Origin of the sequence: Lelliottia sp. 7254-16, from assembly GCF_002922995.1 — a bacterium.
GTDB lineage: Bacteria > Pseudomonadota > Gammaproteobacteria > Enterobacterales > Enterobacteriaceae > Enterobacter > Enterobacter jeotgali.
This window is the reverse complement of sequence record NZ_PQVS01000001.1, coordinates 470,285-496,153: the sequence shown is the minus strand read 5'-3', so window position 1 is coordinate 496,153 and position 25,869 is coordinate 470,285. Positions and strand designations below refer to the sequence as shown.

The 25,869-nt window shown below is 53.2% G+C and carries 29 protein-coding genes and 1 pseudogene; 14 read left to right on the top strand and 16 right to left on the bottom strand.

Going from position 1 to position 25,869, the window contains the following annotated elements; all coding sequences use genetic code 11:
- Window positions 1–191 precede the first annotated feature (191 nt).
- From C3708_RS02385 to C3708_RS02355, 7 genes are all read left to right on the top strand, one after another.
- On the top strand, window positions 192–839 hold the full coding sequence (locus C3708_RS02385; RefSeq protein ID WP_095282250.1) for a YchE family NAAT transporter: 648 nt from the start codon (window positions 192–194) through the stop codon (window positions 837–839).
- Between the two features lie 772 nt (window positions 840–1,611).
- On the top strand, window positions 1,612–3,246 hold the full coding sequence (oppA, locus tag C3708_RS02380) for an oligopeptide ABC transporter substrate-binding protein OppA (protein ID WP_133159621.1): 1,635 nt from the start codon (window positions 1,612–1,614) through the stop codon (window positions 3,244–3,246).
- Window positions 3,247–3,370: 124 nt separating this feature from the next.
- On the top strand, window positions 3,371–4,291 hold the full coding sequence (gene oppB / locus C3708_RS02375) for an oligopeptide ABC transporter permease OppB (RefSeq protein ID WP_095282248.1): 921 nt from the start codon (window positions 3,371–3,373) through the stop codon (window positions 4,289–4,291).
- A gap of 14 nt (window positions 4,292–4,305) precedes the next feature.
- Window positions 4,306–5,214: an oligopeptide ABC transporter permease OppC gene (oppC, locus tag C3708_RS02370; protein WP_095282247.1), complete on the top strand. Its 909-nt coding sequence runs from the start codon at window positions 4,306–4,308 to the stop codon at window positions 5,212–5,214.
- 11 nt (window positions 5,215–5,225) lie between these two features.
- The gene (locus tag C3708_RS02365; protein ID WP_095282246.1) at window positions 5,226–6,239 is read left to right on the top strand and encodes an ABC transporter ATP-binding protein; all 1,014 of its coding nucleotides are present in this window, start codon (window positions 5,226–5,228) and stop codon (window positions 6,237–6,239) included.
- Window positions 6,236–7,240 carry a murein tripeptide/oligopeptide ABC transporter ATP binding protein OppF gene (oppF, locus tag C3708_RS02360; RefSeq protein ID WP_095282245.1) on the top strand — a complete coding sequence of 335 codons (1,005 nt, stop codon included), beginning with the start codon at window positions 6,236–6,238 and terminating at the stop codon, window positions 7,238–7,240. Before C3708_RS02365 ends, oppF begins: the two co-directional genes overlap by 4 nt.
- Before the next feature lie 48 nt (window positions 7,241–7,288).
- Window positions 7,289–8,125 carry an ion transporter gene (locus C3708_RS02355; RefSeq protein ID WP_095282244.1) on the top strand — a complete coding sequence of 279 codons (837 nt, stop codon included), beginning with the start codon at window positions 7,289–7,291 and terminating at the stop codon, window positions 8,123–8,125.
- Window positions 8,126–8,156: 31 nt separating this feature from the next.
- Here C3708_RS02355 and C3708_RS02350 read toward each other — a convergent pair whose 3' ends face one another.
- Together C3708_RS02350 and cls are read right to left on the bottom strand one after the other, a co-directional pair.
- Window positions 8,157–8,486, bottom strand: coding sequence for an HI1450 family dsDNA-mimic protein (locus tag C3708_RS02350; RefSeq protein WP_100779945.1), 330 nt, complete (start codon window positions 8,484–8,486; stop codon window positions 8,157–8,159).
- Window positions 8,487–8,520: 34 nt separating this feature from the next.
- Window positions 8,521–9,981 (bottom strand): cardiolipin synthase, encoded by a 1,461-nt coding sequence (gene cls, locus C3708_RS02345; RefSeq protein ID WP_095282242.1) that lies wholly within the window; start codon window positions 9,979–9,981, stop codon window positions 8,521–8,523.
- A 143-nt stretch (window positions 9,982–10,124) separates the two neighbouring features.
- On the opposite strand from cls, the gene C3708_RS23530 reads away from it, so the two are divergent.
- From C3708_RS23530 to leuE, 4 genes are all read left to right on the top strand, one after another.
- Window positions 10,125–10,298: a YciY family protein gene (locus C3708_RS23530; RefSeq protein ID WP_095282241.1), complete on the top strand. Its 174-nt coding sequence runs from the start codon at window positions 10,125–10,127 to the stop codon at window positions 10,296–10,298.
- A 121-nt stretch (window positions 10,299–10,419) separates the two neighbouring features.
- Complete coding sequence (locus C3708_RS23815) at window positions 10,420–10,548, top strand: KPN_01571 family protein (RefSeq protein WP_208861671.1); 129 nt, start codon at window positions 10,420–10,422, stop codon at window positions 10,546–10,548.
- Window positions 10,549–10,563: 15 nt separating this feature from the next.
- The gene (locus tag C3708_RS02340; protein ID WP_103949336.1) at window positions 10,564–10,974 is read left to right on the top strand and encodes an Exc2 family lipoprotein; all 411 of its coding nucleotides are present in this window, start codon (window positions 10,564–10,566) and stop codon (window positions 10,972–10,974) included.
- A 65-nt stretch (window positions 10,975–11,039) separates the two neighbouring features.
- Window positions 11,040–11,675, top strand: a complete 636-nt coding sequence (gene leuE, locus C3708_RS02335) for a leucine efflux protein LeuE (RefSeq protein ID WP_095284300.1) — start codon at window positions 11,040–11,042, stop codon at window positions 11,673–11,675.
- Between the two features lie 33 nt (window positions 11,676–11,708).
- Here the strand turns inward: leuE and C3708_RS02330 are convergent, their stop codons facing one another.
- Complete coding sequence (locus tag C3708_RS02330) at window positions 11,709–12,005, bottom strand: YciI family protein (protein ID WP_095282239.1); 297 nt, start codon at window positions 12,003–12,005, stop codon at window positions 11,709–11,711.
- Between the two features lie 221 nt (window positions 12,006–12,226).
- Here C3708_RS02330 and tonB point away from each other — a divergent pair, with 221 nt between their 5' ends.
- Window positions 12,227–12,946 (top strand): TonB system transport protein TonB, encoded by a 720-nt coding sequence (gene tonB, locus C3708_RS02325; protein ID WP_095284298.1) that lies wholly within the window; start codon window positions 12,227–12,229, stop codon window positions 12,944–12,946.
- A 29-nt stretch (window positions 12,947–12,975) separates the two neighbouring features.
- Here tonB and yciA read toward each other — a convergent pair whose 3' ends face one another.
- From yciA to C3708_RS02305, 4 genes and pseudogenes are all read right to left on the bottom strand, one after another.
- A complete protein-coding gene (yciA, locus tag C3708_RS02320) occupies window positions 12,976–13,374 on the bottom strand; it encodes an acyl-CoA thioester hydrolase YciA (protein WP_103949335.1) in 399 nt (132 codons plus the stop codon).
- Window positions 13,375–13,482: 108 nt separating this feature from the next.
- Entirely contained in the window at window positions 13,483–14,022 is a 540-nt protein-coding gene (locus C3708_RS02315; protein WP_095282237.1) for a septation protein A, read from the bottom strand.
- A 31-nt stretch (window positions 14,023–14,053) separates the two neighbouring features.
- On the bottom strand, window positions 14,054–14,797 hold the full coding sequence (locus C3708_RS02310; RefSeq protein ID WP_095282236.1) for a YciC family protein: 744 nt from the start codon (window positions 14,795–14,797) through the stop codon (window positions 14,054–14,056).
- 25 nt (window positions 14,798–14,822) lie between these two features.
- Window positions 14,823–14,909: pseudogene (locus C3708_RS02305) on the bottom strand (YkgJ family cysteine cluster protein); the annotation flags it as partial.
- 174 nt (window positions 14,910–15,083) lie between these two features.
- Between C3708_RS02305 and ompW the strand changes: the two are divergent.
- Window positions 15,084–15,719: an outer membrane protein OmpW gene (gene ompW / locus C3708_RS02300; protein ID WP_095282235.1), complete on the top strand. Its 636-nt coding sequence runs from the start codon at window positions 15,084–15,086 to the stop codon at window positions 15,717–15,719.
- Window positions 15,720–15,766: 47 nt separating this feature from the next.
- Here the strand turns inward: ompW and C3708_RS02295 are convergent, their stop codons facing one another.
- From C3708_RS02295 to C3708_RS02280, 4 genes are all read right to left on the bottom strand, one after another.
- Window positions 15,767–16,081 (bottom strand): PTS sugar transporter subunit IIB, encoded by a 315-nt coding sequence (locus C3708_RS02295; RefSeq protein WP_095282234.1) that lies wholly within the window; start codon window positions 16,079–16,081, stop codon window positions 15,767–15,769.
- A 141-nt stretch (window positions 16,082–16,222) separates the two neighbouring features.
- Entirely contained in the window at window positions 16,223–16,456 is a 234-nt protein-coding gene (yedF, locus tag C3708_RS02290) for a sulfurtransferase-like selenium metabolism protein YedF (RefSeq protein WP_095282233.1), read from the bottom strand.
- Complete coding sequence (yedE, locus tag C3708_RS02285) at window positions 16,453–17,664, bottom strand: selenium metabolism membrane protein YedE/FdhT (protein ID WP_103949334.1); 1,212 nt, start codon at window positions 17,662–17,664, stop codon at window positions 16,453–16,455. The genes yedF and yedE overlap by 4 nt, the downstream gene beginning before the upstream one ends.
- A 145-nt stretch (window positions 17,665–17,809) precedes the next feature.
- A complete protein-coding gene (locus C3708_RS02280; RefSeq protein WP_103949333.1) occupies window positions 17,810–18,757 on the bottom strand; it encodes a zinc-binding alcohol dehydrogenase family protein in 948 nt (315 codons plus the stop codon).
- 74 nt (window positions 18,758–18,831) lie between these two features.
- Between C3708_RS02280 and C3708_RS02275 the strand changes: the two genes are divergently transcribed.
- Complete coding sequence (locus C3708_RS02275) at window positions 18,832–19,284, top strand: MarR family winged helix-turn-helix transcriptional regulator (RefSeq protein ID WP_095282230.1); 453 nt, start codon at window positions 18,832–18,834, stop codon at window positions 19,282–19,284.
- Window positions 19,285–19,316: 32 nt separating this feature from the next.
- Here the strand turns inward: C3708_RS02275 and trpA are convergent, their stop codons facing one another.
- The 5 genes from trpA to C3708_RS02250 are packed head-to-tail and all read right to left on the bottom strand — an operon-like array spanning window position 19,317 to window position 25,849.
- On the bottom strand, window positions 19,317–20,126 hold the full coding sequence (trpA, locus tag C3708_RS02270; protein ID WP_095282229.1) for a tryptophan synthase subunit alpha: 810 nt from the start codon (window positions 20,124–20,126) through the stop codon (window positions 19,317–19,319).
- The gene (gene trpB, locus C3708_RS02265; RefSeq protein ID WP_095282228.1) at window positions 20,126–21,319 is read right to left on the bottom strand and encodes a tryptophan synthase subunit beta; all 1,194 of its coding nucleotides are present in this window, start codon (window positions 21,317–21,319) and stop codon (window positions 20,126–20,128) included. The genes trpA and trpB overlap by 1 nt, the downstream gene beginning before the upstream one ends.
- Before the next feature lie 10 nt (window positions 21,320–21,329).
- Entirely contained in the window at window positions 21,330–22,688 is a 1,359-nt protein-coding gene (gene trpCF / locus C3708_RS02260) for a bifunctional indole-3-glycerol-phosphate synthase TrpC/phosphoribosylanthranilate isomerase TrpF (protein ID WP_103949332.1), read from the bottom strand.
- Window positions 22,689–22,691: 3 nt separating this feature from the next.
- Window positions 22,692–24,287, bottom strand: coding sequence for a bifunctional anthranilate synthase glutamate amidotransferase component TrpG/anthranilate phosphoribosyltransferase TrpD (gene trpD, locus C3708_RS02255; protein ID WP_103949331.1), 1,596 nt, complete (start codon window positions 24,285–24,287; stop codon window positions 22,692–22,694).
- Complete coding sequence (locus C3708_RS02250) at window positions 24,287–25,849, bottom strand: anthranilate synthase component 1 (RefSeq protein ID WP_103949330.1); 1,563 nt, start codon at window positions 25,847–25,849, stop codon at window positions 24,287–24,289. Before C3708_RS02250 ends, trpD begins: the two co-directional genes overlap by 1 nt.
- Window positions 25,850–25,869: the final 20 nt, after the last annotated feature.

Below are 25,869 nucleotides of genomic sequence, written 5' to 3'. Positions count from 1 at the left end.
TATCAAGTGTTAAATAATTACAAAAGTAATGGAACCGAAACGCGCATTGAATACACATATACTTAACACATGAAAATCATAGCGTTTTGACACAGATTTCTGGTGAAGTGTGCTGATAAAAAGCGTATCTTCAGCGCGGTTTTTATCCATTTATTCTGTCGTCTGGGCCATGCTGATTTGCGGAGCTAACTGTGACCCCATTGCTCTTTGATTTTTCTACTTATTTTAAGTTTTTTATCGGTTTGTTCGCGCTCGTTAACCCGGTCGGGATCATTCCTGTCTTCATTAGTATGACCAGTTATCAGACGGCGGCTGCCAGAAACAAGACCAACCTGACTGCAAACATGTCGGTGGCCATCATTCTGCTGACCTCGCTTTTCCTGGGTGATTCGATTCTGCAAATCTTTGGTATTTCCATCGATTCCTTCCGTATTGCGGGTGGCATCCTGGTGGTGACTATTGCCATGTCGATGATCAGCGGGAAACTGGGGGAGGATAAACAGAACAAACAGGAGAAATCAGAAACAGCGGTGCGCGAAAGCATCGGTGTTGTGCCTCTGGCTTTGCCATTAATGGCAGGACCGGGTGCCATCAGTTCGACTATCGTCTGGGGTACGCGTTACCACAACTGGTTTCACCTGATTGGTTTTTCCGTGGCGATAGCGCTTTTCGCACTCTGCTGTTGGGGCGTGTTCCGCATTGCTCCCTGGCTGGTACGTTTGCTTGGGCAGACCGGCATTAACGTCATCACCCGTATTATGGGTTTACTGCTGATGGCCCTCGGAATCGAATTTATTGTGACCGGACTGAAAAGTATTTTCCCAGGGTTACTAAATTAGTCATTTCATTTGAAAGAGCGGAGCCAGTGGCTCCGTTTTTTTACGTGATTATCAGCAAATCATATAAATAAAGTTGAAAACTTCACAAGACATAATAAATTCTGCTAATAAAACACTTTTCTTACATTTCAGTAACTTAGTTTTTTCCCGTCTGATCACCTGAACATAAACCGCGCAAACACTCTGTTATTTTACTCACACGATACTCTGGGGCTTGCTGTGGGATAACTGAAATGATATTAGTAATTTCAACATTCCCTTAGACGAATGTGCTAAATAATAATCAATTGTTAATTTTTTGTGTAAAACGCAGTCGATACAGGCACCCGTCGGCTACTGACGAGAGAAAACTCTCTATCACATTGAATACCTGGTAGTTTCTTTAGCATTGATGTGTGGCAGGACGCCCCCAGAAAAACGGGACTCCCCGTAAAAGAGAATTGCTTAACAAATTTGCAAAATGTATTGGCGCGAAATTAAGCCATTTGGTACTTTCCGGCCTTATATTTTGCCAACGAATTTTTCCAGATGAGAATGATTTTCAAAAATAACGCTCATCTCAGCAAGACACCACACGTCTCAAAACAGGGGAGGCGTGTAAAAGAATCGACGCAAGGCGGCCAGACGAGCCACCAGTAATAAGTACAGTCGGTGATAGCAAGAAGTAAACGACCTGACAGCAGCTAAACTCCTGCGTTGTTCAGGACCCCTTAGGGGAAATAAACAGGCTGGCATTAAAACCAGTAATTATAATGAGTGGAGTATCAACACAATGTCCATCATCACAAAAAAAAGTCTGATCGCCGCAGGAATTTTCACCGCGCTGATCGCAGGTAATATGGCAATGGCTGCTGATGTACCTGCAGGTGTTACACTGTCAGACAAGCAAACCATGATCCGCAACAACGGCGCTGAGCCACAGTCTCTGGACCCGAACAAAATTGAAGGGGTTCCGGAAGCAAACATCAGCCGCGATCTGTTCGAAGGTCTGCTGATTACCTCAACGAAAGACGGCCACCCGATTCCTGGCGTCGCTGAGTCCTGGGATAACAAAGACTTTAAAGTCTGGACATTCCACCTGCGTAAAGACGCAAAATGGTCCAATGGTGAACCTGTCACCGCACAAGATTTCGTTTATAGCTGGCAGCGTCTGGTGGATCCAAACACCGCATCCCCGTACGCCAGCTATCCGCAGTACGGTCACATCCTGAACGTTGATGAAATCATCGACGGCAAAAAAAAACCTTCTGAGCTGGGCGTGAAAGCGGTTGACGACCACACTCTGGAAGTGACCCTCAGCGAACCTGTTCCGTATTTCTACAAACTGCTGGTTAACCCGGCCATGTCACCGGTCAATAAAGCCTCTATCGAAAAATTCGGTGAGAAATGGACTCAGCCAGCGAACATCGTCACCAACGGTGCATACAAGCTGAAAGACTGGGTGGTTAACGAACGTATCGTGATGGAGCGTAATACCAACTACTGGGATAACGCGAAAACCGTCGTTGATCAGATTACCTATCTGCCGATCTCGTCTGAAGTCACCGACGTAAACCGCTACCGCAGCGGTGAGATCGACATGACCTATAACAACCTGCCGATCGAACTGTTCCAGAAACTGAAAAAAGAGATCCCGACAGAAGTTCACGTTGACCCGTATCTCTGTACTTATTACTACGAAATCAACAACCAGAAAGCACCGTTTAACGACGCGCGCGTTCGTACCGCGCTGAAGCTGGGTCTGGATCGCGACATCATCGTCAACAAAGTGAAAGCGCAGGGCGATCTGCCGGCGTTCGGCTACACCCCACCATACACTGACGGCGCAAAACTGACCAAACCAGAGTGGTTCACCTGGACGCAAGAAAAACGTAACGAAGAAGCGAAAAAACTGCTGGCTGAAGCAGGCTATACGGCTGATAAACCACTGACGTTTAGCCTGCTGTACAACACTTCCGATCTGCACAAAAAACTGGCCATCGCGGCGTCATCCATCTGGAAGAAAAACCTGGGTGTGGACGTGAAACTGGTGAACCAGGAGTGGAAAACTTTCCTGGATACCCGTCATCAGGGCAACTATGACGTGGCACGTGCTGGCTGGTGCGCGGACTACAACGAACCAACTTCCTTCCTGAACACTATGCTGTCTGATAGCTCAATGAATACCGCGCACTATAAGAGCCCGGCGTTTGACGCGATCATGAAAGACACGCTGAAAGTGACTGACGAAGCGCAACGTACCGCACTGTACGATAAAGCGGAACAGCAGCTGGGTCAGGACTCTGCCATTGTACCGGTTTACTACTATGTGAACGCGCGTCTGGTGAAACCTTGGGTTGGCGGCTATACCGGCAAAGACCCGATGGATAACATCTACACCAAAGATCTGTACATCATTAAGCATTAATGGCAAACCGTGGGGCAAAGCAATTTGCCCCACCGTGTCTTAATTCATCGCACAATATACACGGCATCATTCAGGAATAACGGAATGAGCATGTGTAAAAGGCACACGCCAGAAGGTACGGGCAATGTTGAAATTTATCCTACGTCGCTGTCTTGAAGCGATACCGACGCTGTTTATTCTTATTACCATTTCGTTTTTCATGATGCGACTCGCCCCCGGTAGTCCGTTTACCAGTGAGCGCGCGCTGCCGCCAGAAGTGATGGCGAACATTGAAGCCAAATATCATTTAAACGATCCGATCTCCACTCAGTACTTCAATTATCTGAAGCAACTGGCACAGGGGGATTTCGGCCCTTCGTTCAAATATAAAGACTATTCCGTTAACGACCTGGTGGCTTCGAGCTTCCCCGTTTCGGCTAAATTAGGCGCTGCGGCATTTATTCTTGCCGTTGTCCTGGGAGTGACCGCAGGCGTTATCGCCGCGCTCAAACAAAATACCCGATGGGATTATTCGGTAATGGGCATTGCGATGACCGGGGTGGTTATCCCGAGCTTTGTCGTTGCGCCGTTGCTGGTGATGATATTCGCCATCACGCTCAAATGGCTGCCCGGAGGCGGCTGGAATGGTGGGGCGCCGAAGTACATGATACTGCCGATGGTGGCGTTATCTCTGGCGTATATTGCCAGTATCGCGCGTATTACCCGTGGCTCGATGATTGAAGTGCTCCACTCCAACTTTATTCGTACCGCGCGTGCAAAAGGCCTCCCAATGCGCCGCATCATTCTCCGCCATGCGTTAAAGCCTGCGCTGCTGCCAGTGCTCTCCTATATGGGGCCTGCGTTCGTTGGGATCATCACCGGTTCTATGGTTATCGAAACCATCTACGGCCTGCCGGGTATCGGCCAGCTGTTCGTGAATGGTGCGTTGAACCGCGACTACTCGTTGGTTCTTAGCCTGACTATCCTGGTGGGTGCACTGACTATTCTCTTTAACGCCGTTGTCGATGTGTTGTATGCCGTTATCGACCCGAAAATTCGCTACTAGCGCCGGAGTACGCCATGATGTTGAGTAAGAAAAACAGCGAGGCGCTGGAAAACTTCAGTGAGAAACTCGAAGTAGAAGGGCGCAGCCTGTGGCAGGATGCCCGTCGTCGCTTTATGCACAACCGCGCAGCGGTCGCCAGCCTGGTGGTATTAGTATTTATCGCCTTGTTCGTGACCTTGGCACCTATGCTGTCGCAGTTCACCTATTTCGATACCGACTGGGGCATGATGTCCAGTGCGCCAGATATGGTATCCGGTCACTACTTTGGGACTGACTCTTCAGGTCGTGACCTGCTGGTGCGTGTGGCTATTGGGGGACGTATTTCCCTGATGGTTGGTATCGCTGCTGCGCTGGTGGCCGTGATTGTCGGTACGCTCTACGGTTCTCTTTCCGGCTATCTGGGCGGCAAGGTGGATTCCGTGATGATGCGTCTGCTGGAAATCCTGAACTCCTTCCCGTTCATGTTCTTCGTTATCCTGCTGGTGACCTTCTTTGGGCAAAACATTCTGCTGATCTTCGTGGCCATCGGGATGGTGTCCTGGCTGGATATGGCGCGTATTGTGCGCGGCCAAACCTTGAGCCTGAAGCGCAAAGAATTTATCGAAGCGGCACAGGTGGGCGGTGTGTCCGTCAGCGGGATTGTGGTCCGTCACATTGTCCCGAACGTGCTGGGTGTGGTAGTGGTTTACGCCTCACTGCTGGTACCAAGCATGATCCTGTTCGAATCTTTCCTGAGCTTCCTCGGTCTGGGTACGCAAGAGCCACTGAGTAGTTGGGGCGCGCTGTTAAGTGATGGCGCAAACTCAATGGAAGTTTCACCGTGGCTGCTGCTGTTCCCGGCAGGTTTCCTGGTGGTAACCCTGTTTTGTTTCAACTTTATCGGCGATGGCCTGCGTGATGCCCTCGATCCGAAAGACCGCTAAGGAGTGCCGCGATGACTATTATTGAAACGGCAACTGCGCCAGAGGCGCAACAGCAGAAAAACGTCCTGCTGGATGTCAAAGATTTGCGCGTCACTTTTAAAACGGCGGACGGTGACGTCACCGCCGTAAACGATCTGAACTTCGATCTGCGTGCGGGCGAAACGTTGGGTATCGTTGGTGAATCCGGTTCTGGCAAATCGCAAACCGCTTTTGCGCTAATGGGCCTGCTTGCCCCGAATGGGCGCATTGGCGGGACCGCGACGTTTAACGGTAAAAACATCCTCAACCTGCCTGAGCAAGAGCTGAATAAGCTGCGTGCCGAGCAGATTTCGATGATTTTCCAGGACCCAATGACCTCCCTGAACCCGTACATGCGTGTGGGTGAGCAGCTGATGGAAGTCCTGATGCTGCACAAAGGCATGAACAAAGCAGAGGCGTTCGAAGAATCAGTCAGAATGCTGGATGCAGTCAAAATGCCTGAAGCGCGTAAGCGTATGCGCATGTTCCCGCATGAGTTTTCAGGTGGTATGCGCCAGCGCGTAATGATTGCTATGGCGCTGTTATGTCGGCCAAAATTGCTGATTGCCGACGAGCCAACCACCGCGCTGGACGTGACCGTTCAGGCGCAGATCATGACCCTGCTGAACGAACTTAAGCGTGAATTCAACACCGCGATCATCATGATTACTCACGATCTGGGTGTGGTTGCCGGGATTTGTGACAAAGTGCTGGTGATGTACGCCGGTCGAACTATGGAATACGGTAAAGCACGTGATGTGTTCTATCACCCGGCACACCCGTATTCGATTGGTCTGCTGAACGCAGTTCCGCGTCTGGATGCGGAAGGCGAATCACTGCTGACCATTCCAGGCAATCCGCCGAACCTGCTGCGTCTGCCGAAAGGCTGCCCGTTCCAGCCGCGTTGTCAGTACGCAATGGAAATCTGCAACAGCGCCCCACCGCTGGAAGAGTTTGCACCAGGCCGCCTGCGCGCCTGCTTTAAGCCGCATGAGGAGCTGGTATGAACGCCATTGACGAGAAAAGAAATGTCCTGCTCGAAATCGCTGATTTAAAAGTGCATTTCGACATCAAAGACGGCAAACAGTGGTTCTGGCAGCCGCCAAAAACCCTGAAAGCCGTCGATGGCGTCACGCTGCGTCTCTATGAAGGAGAAACCCTCGGCGTCGTTGGTGAATCGGGCTGCGGTAAATCGACGTTTGCGCGCGCCATAATCGGACTGGTCAAAGCGACGGAAGGAAAGGTGGCCTGGCTGGGTAAAGATCTGCTGGGGATGAAACCGGATGAGTGGCGCGAAGTCCGTAGCGACATCCAGATGATTTTCCAGGACCCGCTGGCGTCCCTGAACCCGCGTATGAACATCGGTGATATTATTGCCGAGCCGCTGCGCACCTATCATCCTAAAATGCCGCGTCAGGAAGTTCGCGATCGCGTCAAAGCGATGATGATGAAAGTCGGCCTGCTGCCAAACCTGGTTAACCGCTATCCGCACGAATTCTCTGGCGGTCAGTGTCAGCGTATCGGTATTGCTCGTGCGCTGATTCTGGAACCGAAGCTGATTATTTGTGACGAACCGGTTTCCGCGTTGGACGTGTCGATTCAGGCGCAGGTTGTCAATCTGCTGCAGAAATTGCAACGGGAAATGGGGCTGTCGCTGATCTTCATCGCCCACGACCTGGCGGTGGTGAAGCATATTTCTGACCGCGTGCTGGTGATGTATCTTGGTCATGCCGTCGAGTTGGGCACCTACGATGAGGTGTATCACAACCCGCTGCACCCGTATACGAAAGCGCTGATGTCTGCGGTGCCTGTTCCCGATCCGGATCTGGAAAAAAATAAAGTTATCCAGCTTCTGGAAGGAGAGCTGCCTTCGCCGATCAATCCGCCGTCAGGCTGCGTGTTCCGCACGCGTTGCCCAATGGCAGGGCCGGAATGTGCGCAAACCCGGCCTGTTCTGGAAGGAAGTTTCCGCCATGCGGTTTCCTGCCTGAAAGTAGACCCGTTATAATCGCAAGGGCTGACATGATGTCAGCCCTTTTTCTTTTGCGAGGTCAACGTGTCGATTTCCGTTTCTTCTGTACGGCGTAAGACGTATCGCCTGCTATTCGATCCCAACACCCGCTCCGGGCGTCGCTTCGAAGGATTGTGCGGCCTGTTCGCGCTTCTCAGCGTATTAATCATTTTTGTCGAATCAGGGCTAGGAACCCAGTATCACCTGACGTTTGATGAGTGGCATCTTTTCGTCTGGCTGGAACTGTTTGTCACCCTGGTATTTACCCTTGAATATTTCCTGCGCCTGTTCAGCTGGGCCAACCCGTCGAAATATGTCTTCAGCTTTTGGGGAATTATTGATTTAGCGACAATTCTGCCGCTGTATGTGATGTGGCTATGGCCGGAAATCAGCATTAATTACGTCTTTGCCTGGCGGGCAATGCGTGCCATCCGCGTACTTCGTGTTTTAAAGTTGCTGCGTTTTATGCCGTCGTTGCGTGTGTTCTGGAAAGCGATTTACAGCGCCCGCCATCAGTTGATTCTCTTCTATTCGTTCATTGCGATAGTGATGGTGGTCTTTGGCTCGCTGATGTATTTAATCGAAGGGCCGACGTACGGCTTTACCACGCTGAACGCGTCGGTGTACTGGGCGATTGTGACGGTGACGACCGTGGGCTACGGGGATATCACGCCGCACACCCCGCTTGGCAGGATCGTGGCATCGGTATTGATTTTGATTGGCTACTCGGTCATTGCGATTCCGACGGGATTAATTACTACACACATGAGTGCGGCATTTCAAAATCGTCAGCAGCAGCGAAAATGTCCGAAGTGTAATCAGACAAGTCATGAACACAGCGCGCGATATTGCAATCACTGTGGAAGTGAACTCCCGGAATAAACAAAAAAGGCTGCAATCGCAGCCTTTTTTATTATTCGCGCCAGAGGATATGGCACAGCTTGTGATCTTTTTCCCGACACAGCAACACGCGGGCAAAGATATCGTTTATCTCACCGCCGTCGGTATCCGCCAAACCAATCACCACTTCAGCGAAGAAGTCCGGGTTGAGGTCGAAATCGACGTGCTCAGCCCAGTCTTCAGACGGGTCAAACAGCTCCGCGCCGCCGCGTTCTTCAAACTGTAGATTGAAGAGGATCACATCTGCGGGATCGAGATTATCCATCGCCAGTTCAAGAAAAATATCGTAGGCCTGCTCAAGCGTTTCGTCTTCAGTCAGGCGATTATTCAGATCCATTTCCATGATGATTACCTGTTAAAACATCGTTGGGCACGTTTTACAGCAACGGGCTAAAGAAGTAAAACAGTCGTTCGGTGATCCGCTGCCACAGAGGGCGTTTCATCCATAAGTGTGCGTCCAGCAGGCGAGAGCGAGAGATATAATCGTCCTGCACCGCCGCCAAATCGCCACCAAAACCGGCGTCGTCAATCACCAGCGTGATCTCAAAATTGAGCCACAGGCTGCGCATATCCAGATTCACGGTGCCGACCAGGCTGAGCTCGCCATCGACCAGCACGCTTTTGGTGTGCAGCAACCCGCCTTCGAACTGGTAAATTTTGACACCCGCTGCCAGTAGCTCGCTAAAGAAGGCGCGGCTGGCCCAGCCGACCAGCACCGAATCGTTTTTACGCGGCATGATAATGCTGACGTCTACGCCGCGCTGTGCAGCGGTGCAAATCGCGTGCAGCAGATCGTCGCTAGGGACAAAGTAGGGCGTGGTCATGATCAGATATTCACGCGCGGAATAGGCCGCCGTCAGCAGCGCCTGATGAATCAAATCCTCCGGGAAACCCGGCCCGGACGCGATGGTGTGAATGGTATGCCCACTCTCTTGTTCAAACGGCATGATATTGGCATCGGGCGGCGGCGGCAGAATGCGTTTACCGGTTTCGATTTCCCAGTCGCAGGAGTAGACGATCCCCATCGAGGTGGCGACCGGACCTTCCATTCGCGCCATTAAATCGACCCACTGACCCACACCGGAGTCCTGTTTGAAGAAGCGCGGGTCGACCATATTCATGCTTCCGGTATAGGCAATGTAGTTGTCGATCATGATCATCTTGCGATGCTGGCGTAAATCCATGCGTCGCAAGAATACGCGGAACAGATTCACTTTCAGCGCTTCGACGACTTCGATACCGGCATTGCGCATCATGGTTGCCCACGGGCTGCGGAAGAACGCCACACTACCGGCAGAGTCCAGCATCAGACGGCAGTGAATGCCACGACGCGATGCCGCCATCAGAGATTCCGCAACCTGATCGGCCATTCCACCAGGCTGCCAGATATAAAAAACCATCTCGATATTGTGACGGGCGAGCTGGATATCGCGGATCAGCGCCTGCATCACGTCATCGGAAGTGGTCAGCAGTTGCAGCTGATTACCTTTCACGCCGCCGATCCCCTGGCGACGTTCACAAAGCTTGAACAGTGAGGAGGCGACGCTGCTATTCTCCTGGGCAAAAATATGTTTGCAGGATTTCAGATCGTTAAGCCATTTCGCCGTTGACGGCCACATGGCGCGCGCGCGTTCGGCCCGGCGTTTACCCAGATGTAACTCGCCAAAAGAAAGATACGCGATGATCCCCACCAGCGGCAGGATGTAGATGATCAAAAGCCAGGCCATGGCAGAAGGGACGGCCCGGCGTTTCATCAGGATGCGAAGCGTCACACCTGCGATCAGCAGCCAATATCCCAGAATGAGCAGCCAACTCACCACGGTGTAGAAGGTTGTCATAGTTTAAAAATCCTTTTGAAAGCGTATTGTTATGAGTGTACGCATCAGAATTGATCTGGCAAATAAAAAGGGCCGCTAAAAGCGCTGGTTTACCACGGTCAGGGGTTTATAATGGCGTTTCTGTTAAGGAAAGAGTTGTAGACATGAGACGCAGCAGAACCGAAGTAGGGCGCTGGCGTATGTTGCGACAAATGAGTCGTCGTAAAGCTCGTTGGCTTGAGGCTCAATCCCGCCGCAATATGCGTATCCACGCCATCAGAAAATGTGGACTTAGCCATCACCGAAATGCACTGGTGTTTGCTGTTCGCGATCTCTGAGTACCCTGAAGGCACCGTTACAGGTGCCTGATGTTTTCTTCTTTACTATCAGATTTCGCAGTATCCCCCAGCCCCCCTTGTTCAGATATAATCCGCCTAAACAACGCGTTGAACGTAGAATATGAATCCATTCCTGTGGGTATTGGTTGTGCTTTTTGCGCTGGATGCGCTCAGGGAAAGTTTGGGACTGGCATCATTTATTGCACTGGTTGAATATGCCGAAGCATGGATGATGCAGTGGAACATCTAAAAGGGAATAAAAGGGATGAACGGAAAAATAATGGCTGTCGTTATGGGCATTGCGTTACTAAGCGGTTGCTCCAGCACCAAAACAGCGCCAGAAAGACATGCTTATTACTTTGTGTCGCATAAATCTACTTTTGTAGGCGGTAATTTTACCAGCAACCAACAGCAGAATTATCGGCTGAATGTTCCACAATTTCGCGAGCTGTACGAGCAGGGAAAAACTGACCGAAAAGCGGGGCGAATCGCCAGCGAGGCCAGTCAGTATGCGCAAAGCATTCGCGATCAGCTGAAAAAGAGCGTCAAGACAAACCACAGTTTTAGCGGTAATGCGAACGATAAATGGTCCTCCGATATGGAAATGAAGGATGCGATATTGTTCGGCAATGAACTTGCTGCGTCTTATCTTGACGGTTATAACGGCGTACAATAGTTAGCAGATGAACCCTGAGAATGTCGCGTTATGGCGGCATTTTATTTTTTAAAAAGGAGCAGGTGGTGTTTGCGGAGTTTGGTGTACTTAATTTCTGGACCTATGTTGTCGGGGCCTTCTTTATCGTACTGGTTCCCGGACCTAATACCTTATTTGTGTTAAAAACGGGCATCGGCCACGGTGTGAAAAAGGGCTATCTTGCCGCCACAGGCGTGTTTATCGGCGATGCCGTTCTGATGTTTCTGGCGTGGGCGGGCGTGGCTGCGCTGATTCAAACCACACCGGTTCTTTTTAATATTGTTCGATATCTCGGTGCATTCTATCTGCTGTGGCTGGGTGGAAAAATGCTCTGGTCTGTGATAACGCATAAAGCGGGCGCGCAAACCGGTGGAACTGAACCTGCCAGCATGATCATGAAGCGCTCGCTGGTACTGAGCCTGACCAACCCGAAAGCGATTCTATTCTATGTCTCGTTCTTCGTGCAGTTTATCGACGTCAGCGCCAAAAATACCGGCACCTCATTTCTCATCCTTGCCACAACCCTTGAGCTGATCAGTTTCATGTACATGAGTTTCCTGATTTTCTCCGGTGCGTTTGTCACTCGCTACCTTAAAACCAAAAAGAAACTGGCGAAACTGGGGAATGGTTTGATAGGGCTGTTATTCGTGGGGTTTGCAGCGCGGCTGGCGTCACTGCATTGATAAAAGGCTCCTGCGGGAGCCTTTTCTGTCACATCAGAACACTTTCTTAAACGGACGCACTGTCACTTTTTCATAAACACCTGCCGCGACGTACGGGTCGGCTTCGGCCCAGGACTGCGCGGTTTCCAGTGATTCAAACTCGGCAATGACCGTGGAGCCGCTAAAACCTGCGGCACCAGGGTCGTTGCTATCGACAGCGGGCATTGGGCCTGCGGTTAGTAATTTTCCTTCGTCATGTAATAGTTGTAGACGCGCGAGATGAGCTGGGCGCACGGAAAGTCGTTTTTCCAGAGAATCGGCAACATCTTCAGCGTAGATCACGTAAAGCACGGCGGAGCTCCTTAGCCATAAAAAGTGTCAATAACGTTATGTGAAAGCATCGATGACTGCAATGTAAAGATAACGACCTTGTTAAAACCTTAACAAAGACGCGCCTTTTTTGGCCTCGCGTGCAGTTAAATCGCGAGAAGATGGAGTGTCTTATTGAATATGATTGCTATTTGCATTTAAAATCAGGGCCTGGTTTTTTAACTGAAACGATTATGACTTCGATGACCCTGGATTTACCTCGCCGCTTTCCCTGGCCGACGCTGCTGTCCGTTGTGATTCACGGTGCTGTCGTGGCGGCTTTGCTCTACACTTCGGTTCATCAGGTTATTCAAATGCCCGCGCCAGCGCAGCCGATTTCAGTGACCATGGTGTCACCGGCAGATCTGGAGCCGCAGGTGGTTCCACCTCCACCAGAGCCGGTTGTCGAGCCTGAGCCAGAGCCTGAGGTTGTTCCGGAGCCGCCGAAAGAAGCGCCTGTTGTGATCCACAAGCCGGAGCCAAAACCTAAGCCGAAGCCAAAACCGAAGCCGGTCAAGAAGGTTGAAGAGCGTCCGAAACGTGAAGAGCGCCCGGTTGAGCCGCGTGCGGTGCAGTCGACACAAAATACCGCGCCAGCGAAACCGGTAATGAACAGTTCGCCGACCACCGCGAAACCGGTGGTAACCGCGCCGTCAGGCCCACGAGCCATGAGCCGCAATCAGCCGCAATATCCTGCGCGTGCGCAGGCGCTGCGTATTGAAGGACGTCTACGTGTGAAATTTGACGTCACGGCAGATGGCCGGGTGGATAATGTCGAGGTGCTCTCGGCGCAACCGGCAAACATGTTCGAGCGTGAAGTTAAAGCGGCGATGCGCAAATGGCGCTATGAGCCAGGCAAACCTGGCAATGGACTCATCGTTAATATTGTTTTCCGCCTGAACGGCGGGGCACAGATGGAATAAACAAGAAAGCCTCCGAATGGAGGCTTTTTTTATACCTTCGGGAACGGACGAGGTGTACCATGGCTGTCTACCGCAACATAGATAAACAGCGCTTCGGTAGCCTTGTAGCGCTGGCCGATAGGTTCTGAAGAGACCTTCTTCACCCACACTTCGATATTGATAGAGATCGACGTATTGCCGCGTTTCACGCAGCGGGCGTAGCAACACACCACATCACCCACGGCGACCGGACGTAAAAACGTCATCCCATCGACTCTGACCGTTACCACGCGGCCATGAGCTATCTCTTTAGCGAGGATCGCACCGCCCATATCCATCTGTGCCATTAACCAGCCGCCGAAAATATCACCGTTCGCATTGGTGTCGGCGGGCATTGCAAGTGTGCGTAAAACCAGTTCGCCCTGAGGGGCGTCATTCGTTGTTGTCATTGTTTCTTAAGCTCGTTACGGAAGACGACAGGCGGGATGCTACTATGATTTACAGCCGGTGGGAAATAGAAGGAAAAGGCCAGACAGAAGCCTGCCTGGCCTGGAATCTTAGTGCTTGTCGTCTTGCGGCATATGTCGATAGATGTACACACCGCTCAGCAGCGTGAAAATCAGGGTTAACGCAGTCAGACCAAAGACCTTGAAGTTGACCCAAATATTCTGCGGCAGCCAGAACGCGATGTAGATATTCGCCAGCCCGCACAGAATAAAGAACAGCGCCCAGGCGACGTTCAGTCGCGACCACACCTGCTGCGGAAGGGTGATCTCTTTCCCAAGCATGCGCTGAATCAGAGGCTTATTCATCACCCACTGACTGAACAGCAACGCACCCGCGAACAGAGCATAAATCACCGTCACTTTCCATTTGATAAACTCATCGTTATGGAAGAACAGGGTTAATCCGCCAAACACCGCCACCAGAACAAAAGTGATCAGCGCCATTTTTTCGACTTTACGGTAGCGTAGCCAGCTGTAAATCAGTACGACGGCAGTGGCTACGATTAAGGCCGCTGTCCCGGCATAAATGTCGTACAGCTTGTAAAACGCGAAAAACACGACCAACGGTAAAAAATCAAGAAACTGCTTCATTCTTCGATTCCATCATCTGCTTTCAGGGAAACTATTGGCGAATCAACATATACAGGCGGAACAAATAGACCAGTAACACCGCTGAAATCAGGTTACTGAGTGTATTGGCGACCACGGCACCGACATTCGGTGTCAGCACAGCAAAATTCGGTGCAAACAGCAGCAACAGTGTTTTTGCCAGCAGCCAGCTTATGACTGCTGGCGCAACCAGACGCATATTAGCCCAGGCCAGTTTCATACTGCTGCGCATCGCTGTAAATATCCCCATCTTGTCCTGTACCAGCATCACCGGGGAAAACGAGAGGACAATTGCCAGTAAAACGCCCGGCACAACAACCAGCATAACCCCGATCTGCACCAGCATGGTGGTCAAAAAGATCAGGATAAACAACTTCGGTAATACCGGTGCGCTGGCACCGATGGCGCGCAGGGCGCTCACGCGATGACCCGCAGAAATGAGCTGGACCATCAGCAATACACCGCCCGCCAGAATCGCGTTGCCGATCAACCCAGAGAAGGTCGATGCTGCAGAGGCGCGGAGCAAAATCTGCTGCTGGTCAGGCGTCATGTTCTGAACCAGATCAAACAGCCCGACGCTTCCGGCGAGGTGATCGCCCTGGCTGAGGGTCGCAATTTGATCATCACTCGGCGAAAACGCATGGCCAAGCACCACCGTGATAAACGCACATAACAAGGCGATCAGTAAAAAGGTAATGAACTGATTGCGGAAAAAATTCCCCGTGTCACGGTAGACGGACTTCGCCGTGATAGACATGCACTCTCCTTGAGTATTGCAGGTATTAATAAGCGGGCAATTGTACCCTGGATAACTCCGTCGTGGCAGCACCATGACTTGTATGGAAAAGCATATCTTTGTAAAGCAATGGTCATTATGGAAATTGACCTGCAATGGTCATCTGCGTGTTTGTTTGATTGGCAAAAATTAATCTGGATCAATGAATGTTAAATTACAAGCCTAAGTGTGATCTGCGTTAGATCACTTGTTACTCAATAATGGGTATATTCACCGCGCCAATAAAAACCACAACGATGGAGCGGATATGAAAAAGTTAGCAGTGGCAGCCCTGATCTTAAGCAGTATCTCTGGCGGCGCGTATGCGCATGAAGCAGGTGAATTCTTTGTGCGTGCAGGTTCGGCGACGGTTCGCCCGACTGAGGGATCTGACAATGTGTTGGGTAGTCTGGGCGGCTTTAACGTCAGCAACAATACCCAGCTGGGTCTGACGTTCACGTATATGGCAACGGAAAATATCGGGGTTGAACTTCTCGCGGCAACGCCGTTCCGCCACAAAGTAGGGACCGGCCCGACGGGGAATATCGCCACCGTTCATCAGTTACCACCTACGCTGATGGCGCAGTGGTATTTTGGTGACGCCAGCAGCAAGGTGCGCCCGTATATCGGCGCGGGTGTGAACTACACCACCTTCTTCGATGAGAAGTTTAACGATAACGGCAAAGAGAATGGCCTTTCGGATCTGAGCCTGAAAGATTCCTGGGGTGCGGCCGGGCAGGTCGGGATGGATTATCTGATCAACCGCGACTGGCTGCTGAATATGTCCGTCTGGTATATGGATATCGACACCGACGTACGCTTTAAAGCGGGCGGGGAACAGCAGAGCGTCCATACGCGACTGGACCCGTGGGTGTTTATGTTCTCGGCGGGTTATCGTTTCTAATTGCGAAAAGAAAACTGGCCATCAGCGGCCAGTTTTCTCTTTACCAACTATTCAGCCAGTTCAGGCATATTCTCCTGCACAAACTCCAGCACCTTTTCACCGTCCAGCGACGCAAACGGATAGCTTTCAATAACGGTTATCGGTTTTCCTTCGCCAATTTCCGCCCTCAATTCTTCCAGCTTATATTGAATATGCGGCGCGACTAAAAATGCATCAAACGCTGGGGCAACGCTGGCGAAATTATCCAGTCCGACGGCGCTAACCAGCAGTTTAATTCCACGTTCATCGGCAGCATGCTGCATCTTTTTGGCAAGCGACTGGGCGGTATTGCCGAACAGACAACAAATCAGTAACTTTTTCATCAGATTATCCTCATGGAAACTGAGGATACAGTATTCTCAGGCGTGAAAATAAAATGAGAGCTAACGCAACGTGCTGGTTGTTTTTTCGTCGATAAAGTGAAGGGGACAACGCTCCCGGCGGGGAACGTTGTCATAGGCGAGTTATTTCTGAATCAAATAGCGAATGGTCGGGCCGTCCTGTTGAATATCCAGCACGGTGTATCCGTGGTTTTTGGCATCCAGCGGGATGTTATTGATCGACTGAGGGCAATCGCTGACCACTTCCAGAATTTCGCCTTTTTTCAGTAAGGGCAAGGCTTCAAGCGTCGCGACGGCCGGATAAGGACAAGGTTCGCCTACCATATCGAGGCGATAATCAGGAACGATTTGCGTCATGCCACATTCTCCTGTATTTCAGTGTTACGCGCGGTGCGACGGAAAAAGCGTTTTTCCTGCGCGATTACCAGTAAAAAGGCGATCAGCAGCAGAGAATAGGTGACCAGCAATCCACCTAACGGACCGAAAGTGTTCAGCAGGTTAACCTTATCCCAGCTGGTGGCGAGCGCCGGGGACACATCGTCCCAGTAGTAGGCGAGGATAGTCGAGCCGATGACGTTCCCCAGCCCGACCCACCAGTAATGCACCTGGCCTTCTACTGCGCGGTACATCCAGCCGGTTTCACATCCACCCGCAAGGACGATACCAAAGCCAAACAGCAAGCCGCCGATCACCGCATTTGGGCCAGCCCACATAATTTTGGGTTCAACGCCGAGCTGCACATAGCTGAAAATACCGATGGCGCTCACCGCCATCCCGGCAATAATCGCTTTTGCCATCATGGTGCGCCCGGTGATCCACATATCGCGGAACGCCGAGGTGAAGCAGATTTGCGCGCGTTCAATCAGCAGGCCAAAACCAACGCCAAACAGCATCGCTAATCCCAGTTTTGGCCGATCGAATGCGGTACACAACGCCCAGGCGATCATTGCAAAAAAGACCAGCATCCCCAGACGGAAGCGACGTTTTGCCTGGTCCGGCTTTTGCGTCAACGGTGAAGCCGCGCTGACTTTGGTCATTTTGACCGGAATACGAAATATCGGCAGTAGCGTGAAACGCGCGCCGAAGTACGAACCAATGGCGGTCGCCACGGCAAAAAACCAGGCGTGCAGGGAAAACTGAGGAATCCCGGTAAAGAAAGCCGCCAGGTTGCACCCCATCGCCAGACGTGCACCAAAGCCGGCAATGATCCCACCGATTACCGCCTGTGCAATACGAATGCGGCTGCGCGGCATACGCAGTTTGACGTTATTGGCCCACAGCGCGGCGGCAAAACAGCCTCCGAACATGCCAATAATCATCATTCCGTCAATACGGGTGAGCGGCGTGCCTTCCAGATGAATCAGTTTGAAATAGCCCCATTCCTCAGCATGCACGCCCGCCAGCTGTAAGAGTTGTCCGCCCCAGCGGGTGAATTCGCCCGTGACCGCCCAGAAGGTACCGGTAATGCCGAAATAATAGGTAGAGAGGATGCCCGCAGCGATAACGGCGGGGACAGGATTCCAAAATTTAATCAGGTATGCCTGTTTGAATTGTTGCCATGACATGTGTAAGCCTCTGAACTCAGAAGGTGTTAACGCGGCCATCAGACCGAAAAGAAGACGCGATAATACGCTTGCGATGTTTTTTGAAAAGTCGATCGCGCCGAAAACATCGAAGCGATCAATTTTGGCCTACCCCTAAAGATTGTATTTAGCGAATAACGAACACTGTACGTTGCTTACTGTCATCGTTTTTCCAGGCGTCGGCGACATCTTCCAGCCTGGCCTGACGGGTTTTGATCGTAAAGCCGCCAGCGACGGATGCCTGGAGCATTTCCCCTGTCGCGTGGATGAGTTGTGTCATGGAAAGGCTGCCTATACCGCTGCCCATCATCAGAATGGGCGATGAGCGAAGTACGGCACCCGGCAAAGCGATTTCAGCGCCGGATAATGCACCAACCTGCACATATCTGACCGGATTAAGGGAGGAAGTGTGTTTTGCCAGCGCGGTGAGGATCGCGAGCGCACTTTGGCCCCAAAGATAATCAACCACCACGTCGATACCCTCTGCGGCCAGTCTGGAAAGTTGCTGGGCAATATTCTGTTCATCGTCGGTGATATTCACGCACTCATCTGCGCCCAAACTGGACAAAACCTGCTGGTTGCGTCCGGTAACGATGATTTTACCCGCGCCATGAAAGCGGGCAATTTGCACGGCGAGTTGACCCGCGCTACCGGTCGCGCCATTGATCAGCACGGTTTCGCCAGGCTGTAACTGCGCTCGCGTTATCAGTGCTGCCCATGCCGACATTCCAGGATTAGCCATTGCTGCAGCTGTTACGTCATCGAGATCGGCGGGCAGGGGGAGACAAAGATTCGCGTCGACAGGGGCGAATTCCGCCATGCTCCCCCACGGCGTCGGCGGAAACGCAAAATAGACGCGTTGACCCTCTTCGGTAACGCCCGTTCCGTCGATACCAGCGACAAAAGGCAACGTACCGTCAAAACTGTAATGCTTGCCTGAGGCCCGACTTTTCACCACGTGGCTTATCGCCGAGGCGGTAACGCGAACAAGATGTTGCCCCTGTTCAGCGTTGGGGGCGGCGAAATCGGCGTAAACCGGGCCTGTGGCTGGATCGAAAACGACAGCTGCTTTCATACTGTTTCTCCTGAAATGGAATATGTGTAAAATGCACATATCTGATAGAGGCACTATACTCGCCAGGAAAATATATGCAATATGCACATAAATATGACGTGACGGATTTTCACGGCGCGCTGCTGGATATCATGGGTGTGATGAATCAGCCGCAGCGCGATGACATTCTGTTATCCGAAGCGGGTGTTTCGCTGGATCAAATTCTTTTCCCTCTGCTGGTAGCCATCGACCGCTATGGTCCGGTAGGCGTGGTCGAACTCGCTGACGGGCTCGGGCGGGATTACACTACCGTCAGCCGCCAGGTGAAACGGCTGGAAGCGCAGGGGCTGGCGCAGAAAAAACCGGGTACGAAAGACAGGCGCGTGTCCGAGGTGACGATATCAACGCAAGGAAAAGCGTTAACCATGAAAATTGCTGAGGCACGCATGACGCTGATGAATCAGATTTTCAAAGACTGGCAGGAGGATGACGTGGGAAACCTGTTTCGGCTGGTACGAAAATATGCGGATAGCATTAAAGGAGAATGACCGTCTGGCGTAGCGCCAGACGGTCAGGATAATCAGGCTTGGCGCGTTGCTGCTTTCATTGCAGAGACGAAATCGTGTAGCTCAGCGAGCATCTGCTCTGGCTTATCCAGGTTACGTTCGATGATTTTGACGATTGCCGAGCCGGAGATTGCGCCTGCGGCGTTGGCGTCAATCGCGGCAGTCACTTGCTCAGGAGATGAAATGCCGAAGCCTTGCAACGGTGGTGCGGCATGGTACTCGGCCAGTTTTTCCACCAGATGATGCAGGGGAAGCGCCGCTTTGTTTTCTGCACCGGTCACGCCAGCGCGCGACAGCAGGTAGGTATACCCGCGACCGTAAGACGCAATCTGGCGCAGCAGTTCGTCATCCGCATTCGGTGGGCAGATGAAAATGGGTGCGACGTTGTGGCGCATTGCCGCCTGGCGGAACGGAGCAGATTCTTCCACCGGCACATCAGCGACCAGCACCGAATCGACACCTACGCGAGCACACTCGGCGTAAAAGTTATCAATGCCTTTGCTGAATACCAGGTTAGCGTACATCAGCAGGCCAATCGGAATAGTCGGGTGTTTCTGGCGAATTGCGGCCAGCATTTCAAAGCACTGGGTCGGTGTCACGCCCGCGGCAAAGGCGCGAAGGGTGGCGTCCTGAATGGTCGGGCCATCCGCCAGCGGATCGGAGAACGGAATCCCCAGCTCCAGCGCATCAGCGCCTGCGGCAATTAAGGTGTCGATAATTTTCAGCGACTGCTCAGGGCCCGGATCGCCCAGCGTGACGAAGGGAACAAACGCGCCTTCCTTGCGGGCTTTCAGTTCTGCAAATGCGTTATCGTAGCGTTCCATCAGATTTCCCCTCGTGCTTTCAGAATATCGTGAACGGTGAAGATATCTTTATCACCGCGACCGGACAGGTTCACCACCAGCAGCTGCTCTTTTTCCGGGTTTTCTTTGATCATTTTCAGGGCGTGCGCCAGAGCATGGGAAGACTCCAGCGCCGGGATGATCCCTTCATGGCGCGACAGGGTTTTGAACGCTTCCAGCGCTTCGTCATCGGTGATCGAGACATAATCAGCACGACCGATGCTGTTCAGATGCGCATGCTGTGGCCCCACGGACGGGAAGTCCAGACCGGCAGAGATCGAGTAAGATTCCTCAATCTGGCCTTCATCAGTTTGCATCATCGGTGATTTCATCCCGAAGTAGATGCCGACGCGACCGTGTTTCAGCGGCGCACCGTGTTCGCCAGTTTCAATGCCGTGACCCGCAGGTTCTACGCCGATCAGGCCGACGCTTTCGTCGTCGATAAAATCAGCAAACATGCCAATGGCATTCGAGCCACCGCCAACACAGGCAATAACTGCATCCGGCAGACGACCTTCTTTTTCGAGGATCTGTACTTTGGTTTCTTCGCCAATCATGCGCTGGAATTCACGCACAATCGTCGGGAACGGGTGCGGACCGGCTGCGGTACCGAGCATGTAGTGCGCAGTGTCGTAGCTGCCAGACCAGTCGCGCAGCGCTTCGTTACAGGCATCTTTCAGCGTGGCCGAACCGCTGTGTACCGGGATCACTTCCGCACCCATCAGACGCATACGGAACACGTTCGGCGACTGGCGCTCAACGTCTTTCGCACCCATGTAAATGCGGCATTTCAGGCCGAGCAGGGCGCTGGCGAGGGCAGACGCCACACCGTGTTGGCCAGCACCGGTTTCGGCGATGATTTCGGTTTTACCCATGCGCTTGGCAAGCAGCGCCTGACCCAGCACCTGGTTAGTTTTGTGCGCACCGCCGTGGAGCAGATCTTCACGCTTGAGGTACAGCGTGGCGTTAGTGCCTTCCGTCAGATTGCGACATTTAGTCAGCGCCGTCGGGCGGCCTGCATAGTTTTTCAGCAGGTCGGTAAATTCCGCCTGAAACGCCGGATCTTTCTGCGCGCTGACAAAGGCTTCTTCGAGCTGGCGCAGGGCTGGCATCAGGATTTGCGGCACGTACATGCCACCAAACTCACCAAAATAGGGATTTAATAAAGTTGTCATTTGCTCTTCCTTAATAGGCACGCAGCGTCTTGAATACCGAGGCCAGCTTACTGGCATCTTTGATACCCGGCTGAGACTCCACGCCAGAATTGAAATCGAGGCCCGCGCAGCCTGCTTTCGCGGCTTCTACGCAGTTATCGGGGCTTAATCCACCCGCCAGCAGGACGTTGTCCAGCGTCTGACCGTTCAGCAGGGACCAGTCGAATCGCTCGCCGGTTCCGCCCTGGCCGTTATCCAGCACATATTTATCGACGTGCTGGAGATCGCGGGCCGGCAGGGTTTCGCCCACGCTCTGCGCTTTCCAGATTTGCACCTGCGGAGCCAGCGTCTGGCGAAGTGCGTTGATGTACGTTTGATCTTCCTGTCCGTGTAGCTGCACGGCAGTCAGAGATAAGTTTTCAGCTTTGGCTACAACGTCTGCAATCGGTGCATCGCGGAACACGCCCACGTAGCTCAGCGGCGCGGCAGCGATGACGTCACGCGCTTGCGCTTCGGTCACGAAGCGCGGGGAGGACTCGACAAAAATCAGCCCGCCGTAAACTGCACCCGCTTCGAGGGCGGCGGCGGCATCCTGAGGGCGCGTCAGCCCGCAGACTTTGTTTTCGCCCAGCAGCACGCGGCGTATGGCAGCGTTCAGATCGTCGTGAGACATCAGCGCCGAACCAATCAAAAAGCCGTTGGCGAAATGGCTCAGTTCACGAACCTGAGCGTAGGTGTTAATGCCAGATTCGCTGATGACCGTCACGCCTGCACCGAGGCGCGGAGCCAGCTGGCGCGTGCGGTTCAGGTCGATGGACAGATCGCGCAGGTCGCGGTTGTTGATGCCGACGACTTTCGCTTTCAGCGCAATCGCGCGTTCCAGCTCTTCTTCGTTGCTCACTTCCGTCAACACACCCATGTTCAGGCTGTGCGCGACGGCGGCCAGCTGGCGATACTGTTCGTCATCCAACACGGAGAGCATCAGCAGGCAGGCATCGGCCTGATAAAAACGCGCCAGCCAGATTTGGTACGCATCAATAATGAAGTCTTTGCACAGAATCGGCTGCGGCGCAATCTGGCTGACAATCGGCAGAAAATCAAAACTGCCCTGGAAATATTTCTCATCCGTCAGCACTGAAATGGCCGACGCATGGTGTTTGTAAACCCCGGCAATGCGCGCGGGATCGAAATCGTCGCGGATCACGCCTTTCGACGGCGAGGCCTTTTTGCACTCCAGGATAAACGCGGTACGCGCACCCTGCAGGGCATCATAAAAACGGCGTTGGCTCACAACCACATCATTCTGGAAACTGGCCAGCGGCTGCTGCTCTTTACGCGCTTCTACCCAGATGGCCTTATCGGCGACGATTTTCGCTAAAACGGTCTGCATCTTTTATCCTCTTGCCGCAAGTGCGGTAACGCGGTCGTAAGCTGCGCCGGAGCGCAATACGTCCAGAACTTTTTGTGCGTTTGCCTGTAAATCTTCTTCGCCGTGCAAACGCATCAACATCGCGACATTGGCGGCGACGGCGGCCTCGTGGGCGGCTTCACCTTTACCTTGTAGCAAGCGTGTCAGAATGTCACGGTTTTCTTCCGGGGTGCCGCCTGCCAGCTGTTCCTGGCGATACGGCGTCAGGCCAAAGTCGGTGGCCTCCAACTGATAGCTCTGGATTTCCCCGTCGCGCAGCTCGGCAACCAGCGTCGGCGCGTGGAGAGACACTTCGTCCATGCCGCCGCTATGAACCACGGCTGCACGTTGATAACCCAGTACGCGCAGGGTTTCGGCAATCGGCAGCACCAGTTCCGGGCTGTAGACACCAATCAGGGCCAGCGGCGGATGCGCCGGGTTGATCAATGGACCCAGCACGTTAAACAGGGTGCGGGTTTTCAACTGCTGGCGAACCGGCATCGCGTGGCGGAAACCGGTGTGGTATTTCGGTGCGAACAGGAAACAGACGCCCAGATCGTCCAGTGCTTCTCGGGAACGTTCGGCGTTCATCTCGAGATTAATCCCGAACGCGGCCAGCAAATCAGACGAGCCGGAACGGCTGGAGACGCTGCGGTTACCGTGTTTCGCCACTTTCATCCCGCAGGCAGCGGCGACAAAGGCGCTGGCGGTAGAGATATTAATGCTGTTGCTGCCGTCGCCGCCGGTGCCGACGATATCAGCGAAGGTGTAATCAGGACGCGGGAACGGGGCGGCGTTTTCCAGCAGAGCGGTGGCCGCACCGGCAATTTCCTGCGGCTGTTCGCCGCGCACTTTCATGCTAACCAGTGCGGCAGCCAGTTGTTCTGGCTTCAGCTCGCCGCGCACGACCGCAGAGAAGAGCTGATGGCTTTCCTGCTGAGTCATGGTTTGCGCCTGATACAGTTTTTCCAGAATCGGCTGCAGGGTGTTGGTCTGCTCCAGTTTCTGTAGCGCCCAGTTTAGCGTCTGTTCCAGCAGGCGTGCGCCGTTGGAGGTCAGAATCGATTCCGGGTGGAACTGCAGGCCGCAGACGCGATCCGCGTCGTGACGCACGGCCATCACCATCCCCTCAAAAGAGGCGTTGATAGTCAAACCTGCCGGAATGTTGCTTCCGACCAGAGAGTGATAACGCGCCACTGGCAGCGGATTTGGCAGCCCGGCAAACATTGCCTGACCGTCGTGTTCAATGCTGGATGCTTTGCCATGCAGGATTTCACCCGCCTGGCCGACGTAACCGCCGTAAGCTTCCACAATCGCCTGATGCCCCAGGCAGATGCCGATAATCGGCAGTTTGCCGCGCATGCGGGTCAGCAGCTCAGGCATACAGCCCGCTTCACTCGGTGCGCCAGGGCCCGGGGAGAGCATCAGCACCGGGCTTTGCATGGTTTCCAGACGCTCGATCAGGGTCTGGGCCGGAACATGATTGCGGTAAATCACCACGTTGTGCCCGTTGGCACGCAGCTGGTCTGCCAGGTTGTAAGTAAAGGAGTCGATATTATCGAGCAGCAGAATGTCAGCCATCAGAAAATCTCCTGTGCGTGGTGTGCGGTAGCAATGGCGCGCAATACCGCGCGTGCTTTACTGCGAGTTTCATCAGCTTCGGACTGCGGAACAGAATCGAGGACAATGCCTGCGCCCGCCTGGACGGTGGCAATGCCATCTTCCACGTAGGCGGAGCGGATGACGATGCAGGTGTCCAGGTCGCCGTGTGCGGTGAAGTACCCAACCGCGCCGCCGTAGCTGCCGCGACGGCGGCCTTCGGCACCAGCAATCAGCTGCATGGCGCGGACTTTCGGTGCACCGCTCAGGGTGCCCATATTCATACAGGCGCGATAGGCGTGAAGGGCGTCGAGGTCGTGACGCAGTTCACCAACCACGCGGGAAACCAGGTGCATCACGAAGGAGTAACGGTCGACTTTGGTCAGGTCCGCCACGTAGCGTGTGCCTGGCGTACAGATGCGCGCCAGATCGTTACGCGCCAGGTCGACCAGCATCAGGTGCTCAGACAACTCTTTGTGGTCGGTACGCATCTCCAGCTCAATACGGCTGTCGAGATCGCGATCTAAAGACCCGTCGGCGCGACGACCACGCGGGCGAGTTCCTGCAATTGGGTAAATTTCAATCTGGCGGCTCGGCGCGTCGTATTTCAGCGAACTTTCCGGCGAGGCACCGAACAGCGTGAAATCGTTGTCCTGCATGAAGAACATGTACGGGCTTGGATTGCTCTTCTTCAGCACGTCATACGCGGCCAGCGGAGACGGGCACGGGAGCGAGAAGCGACGGGACGGCACCACCTGGAAAATCTCACCGGCACGAATCGCTTTTTGCATCTGACGCACTACCGCGCCGTACTGATCATCGGTTTGGTTTGTTTCGCACTGCATATGATCGATACGCTGGACCGGCAGCGTGGTTGGCTCTTCGGTCATCTGCTGCTGGAGCTGCTCAATACGCTGCGCCAGACGCTGTTTTTCAGACGCTGAAGGGGTGAACAGGCTGGCCTGAATGCGGGTATATTTTTTCTGATGGTCAATTACCATCAGCGTTTCGGCCAGGTAGAAACAGTAGTCCGGGCAGCGGTTGCCCTGTTCGGTTTCAGGCAAATCTTCAAATCCGGCGACCAGGTCATAGGCAAACAGCCCGCCGAAGAACATCGCTTCGCGTTCGTCCTCAGGGACGTCCACCAGGTTTTGCAGCAGGCGGAAGGCGTCGAATACAGACAGAGAACACAGGCGCGCATCTTCATCCAGCAGTTGGCTCACCGGTGGGAAATGCAGAATACGCGTTTCCGGGCGGTGTTCGTTTTCGATGCCCGCTGGCAGGGCGGCATCAAGCAGCGGCAGCAGGGCGGCACCGTTTTCTGATAAGGCTTTAATGGTGACAGTGTCACCTAATGCCGTAATGCGCAGCGCGCTATCAACCAGCAGCAGGCTTTTGAGATCGTCTTTGCTGTCGATATCAGCAGATTCCAGCAGCAGGGTGGCCGGACGTGCGCCGCAAACCTGGTGGAACAGAGCTGTAGGGTTATGGCGATACACCGCTTCGCAGGTCAGCAACTCAAGGTGTGTTTTGGCTGTTTGCATATTGTTGTTCTCATATTCTG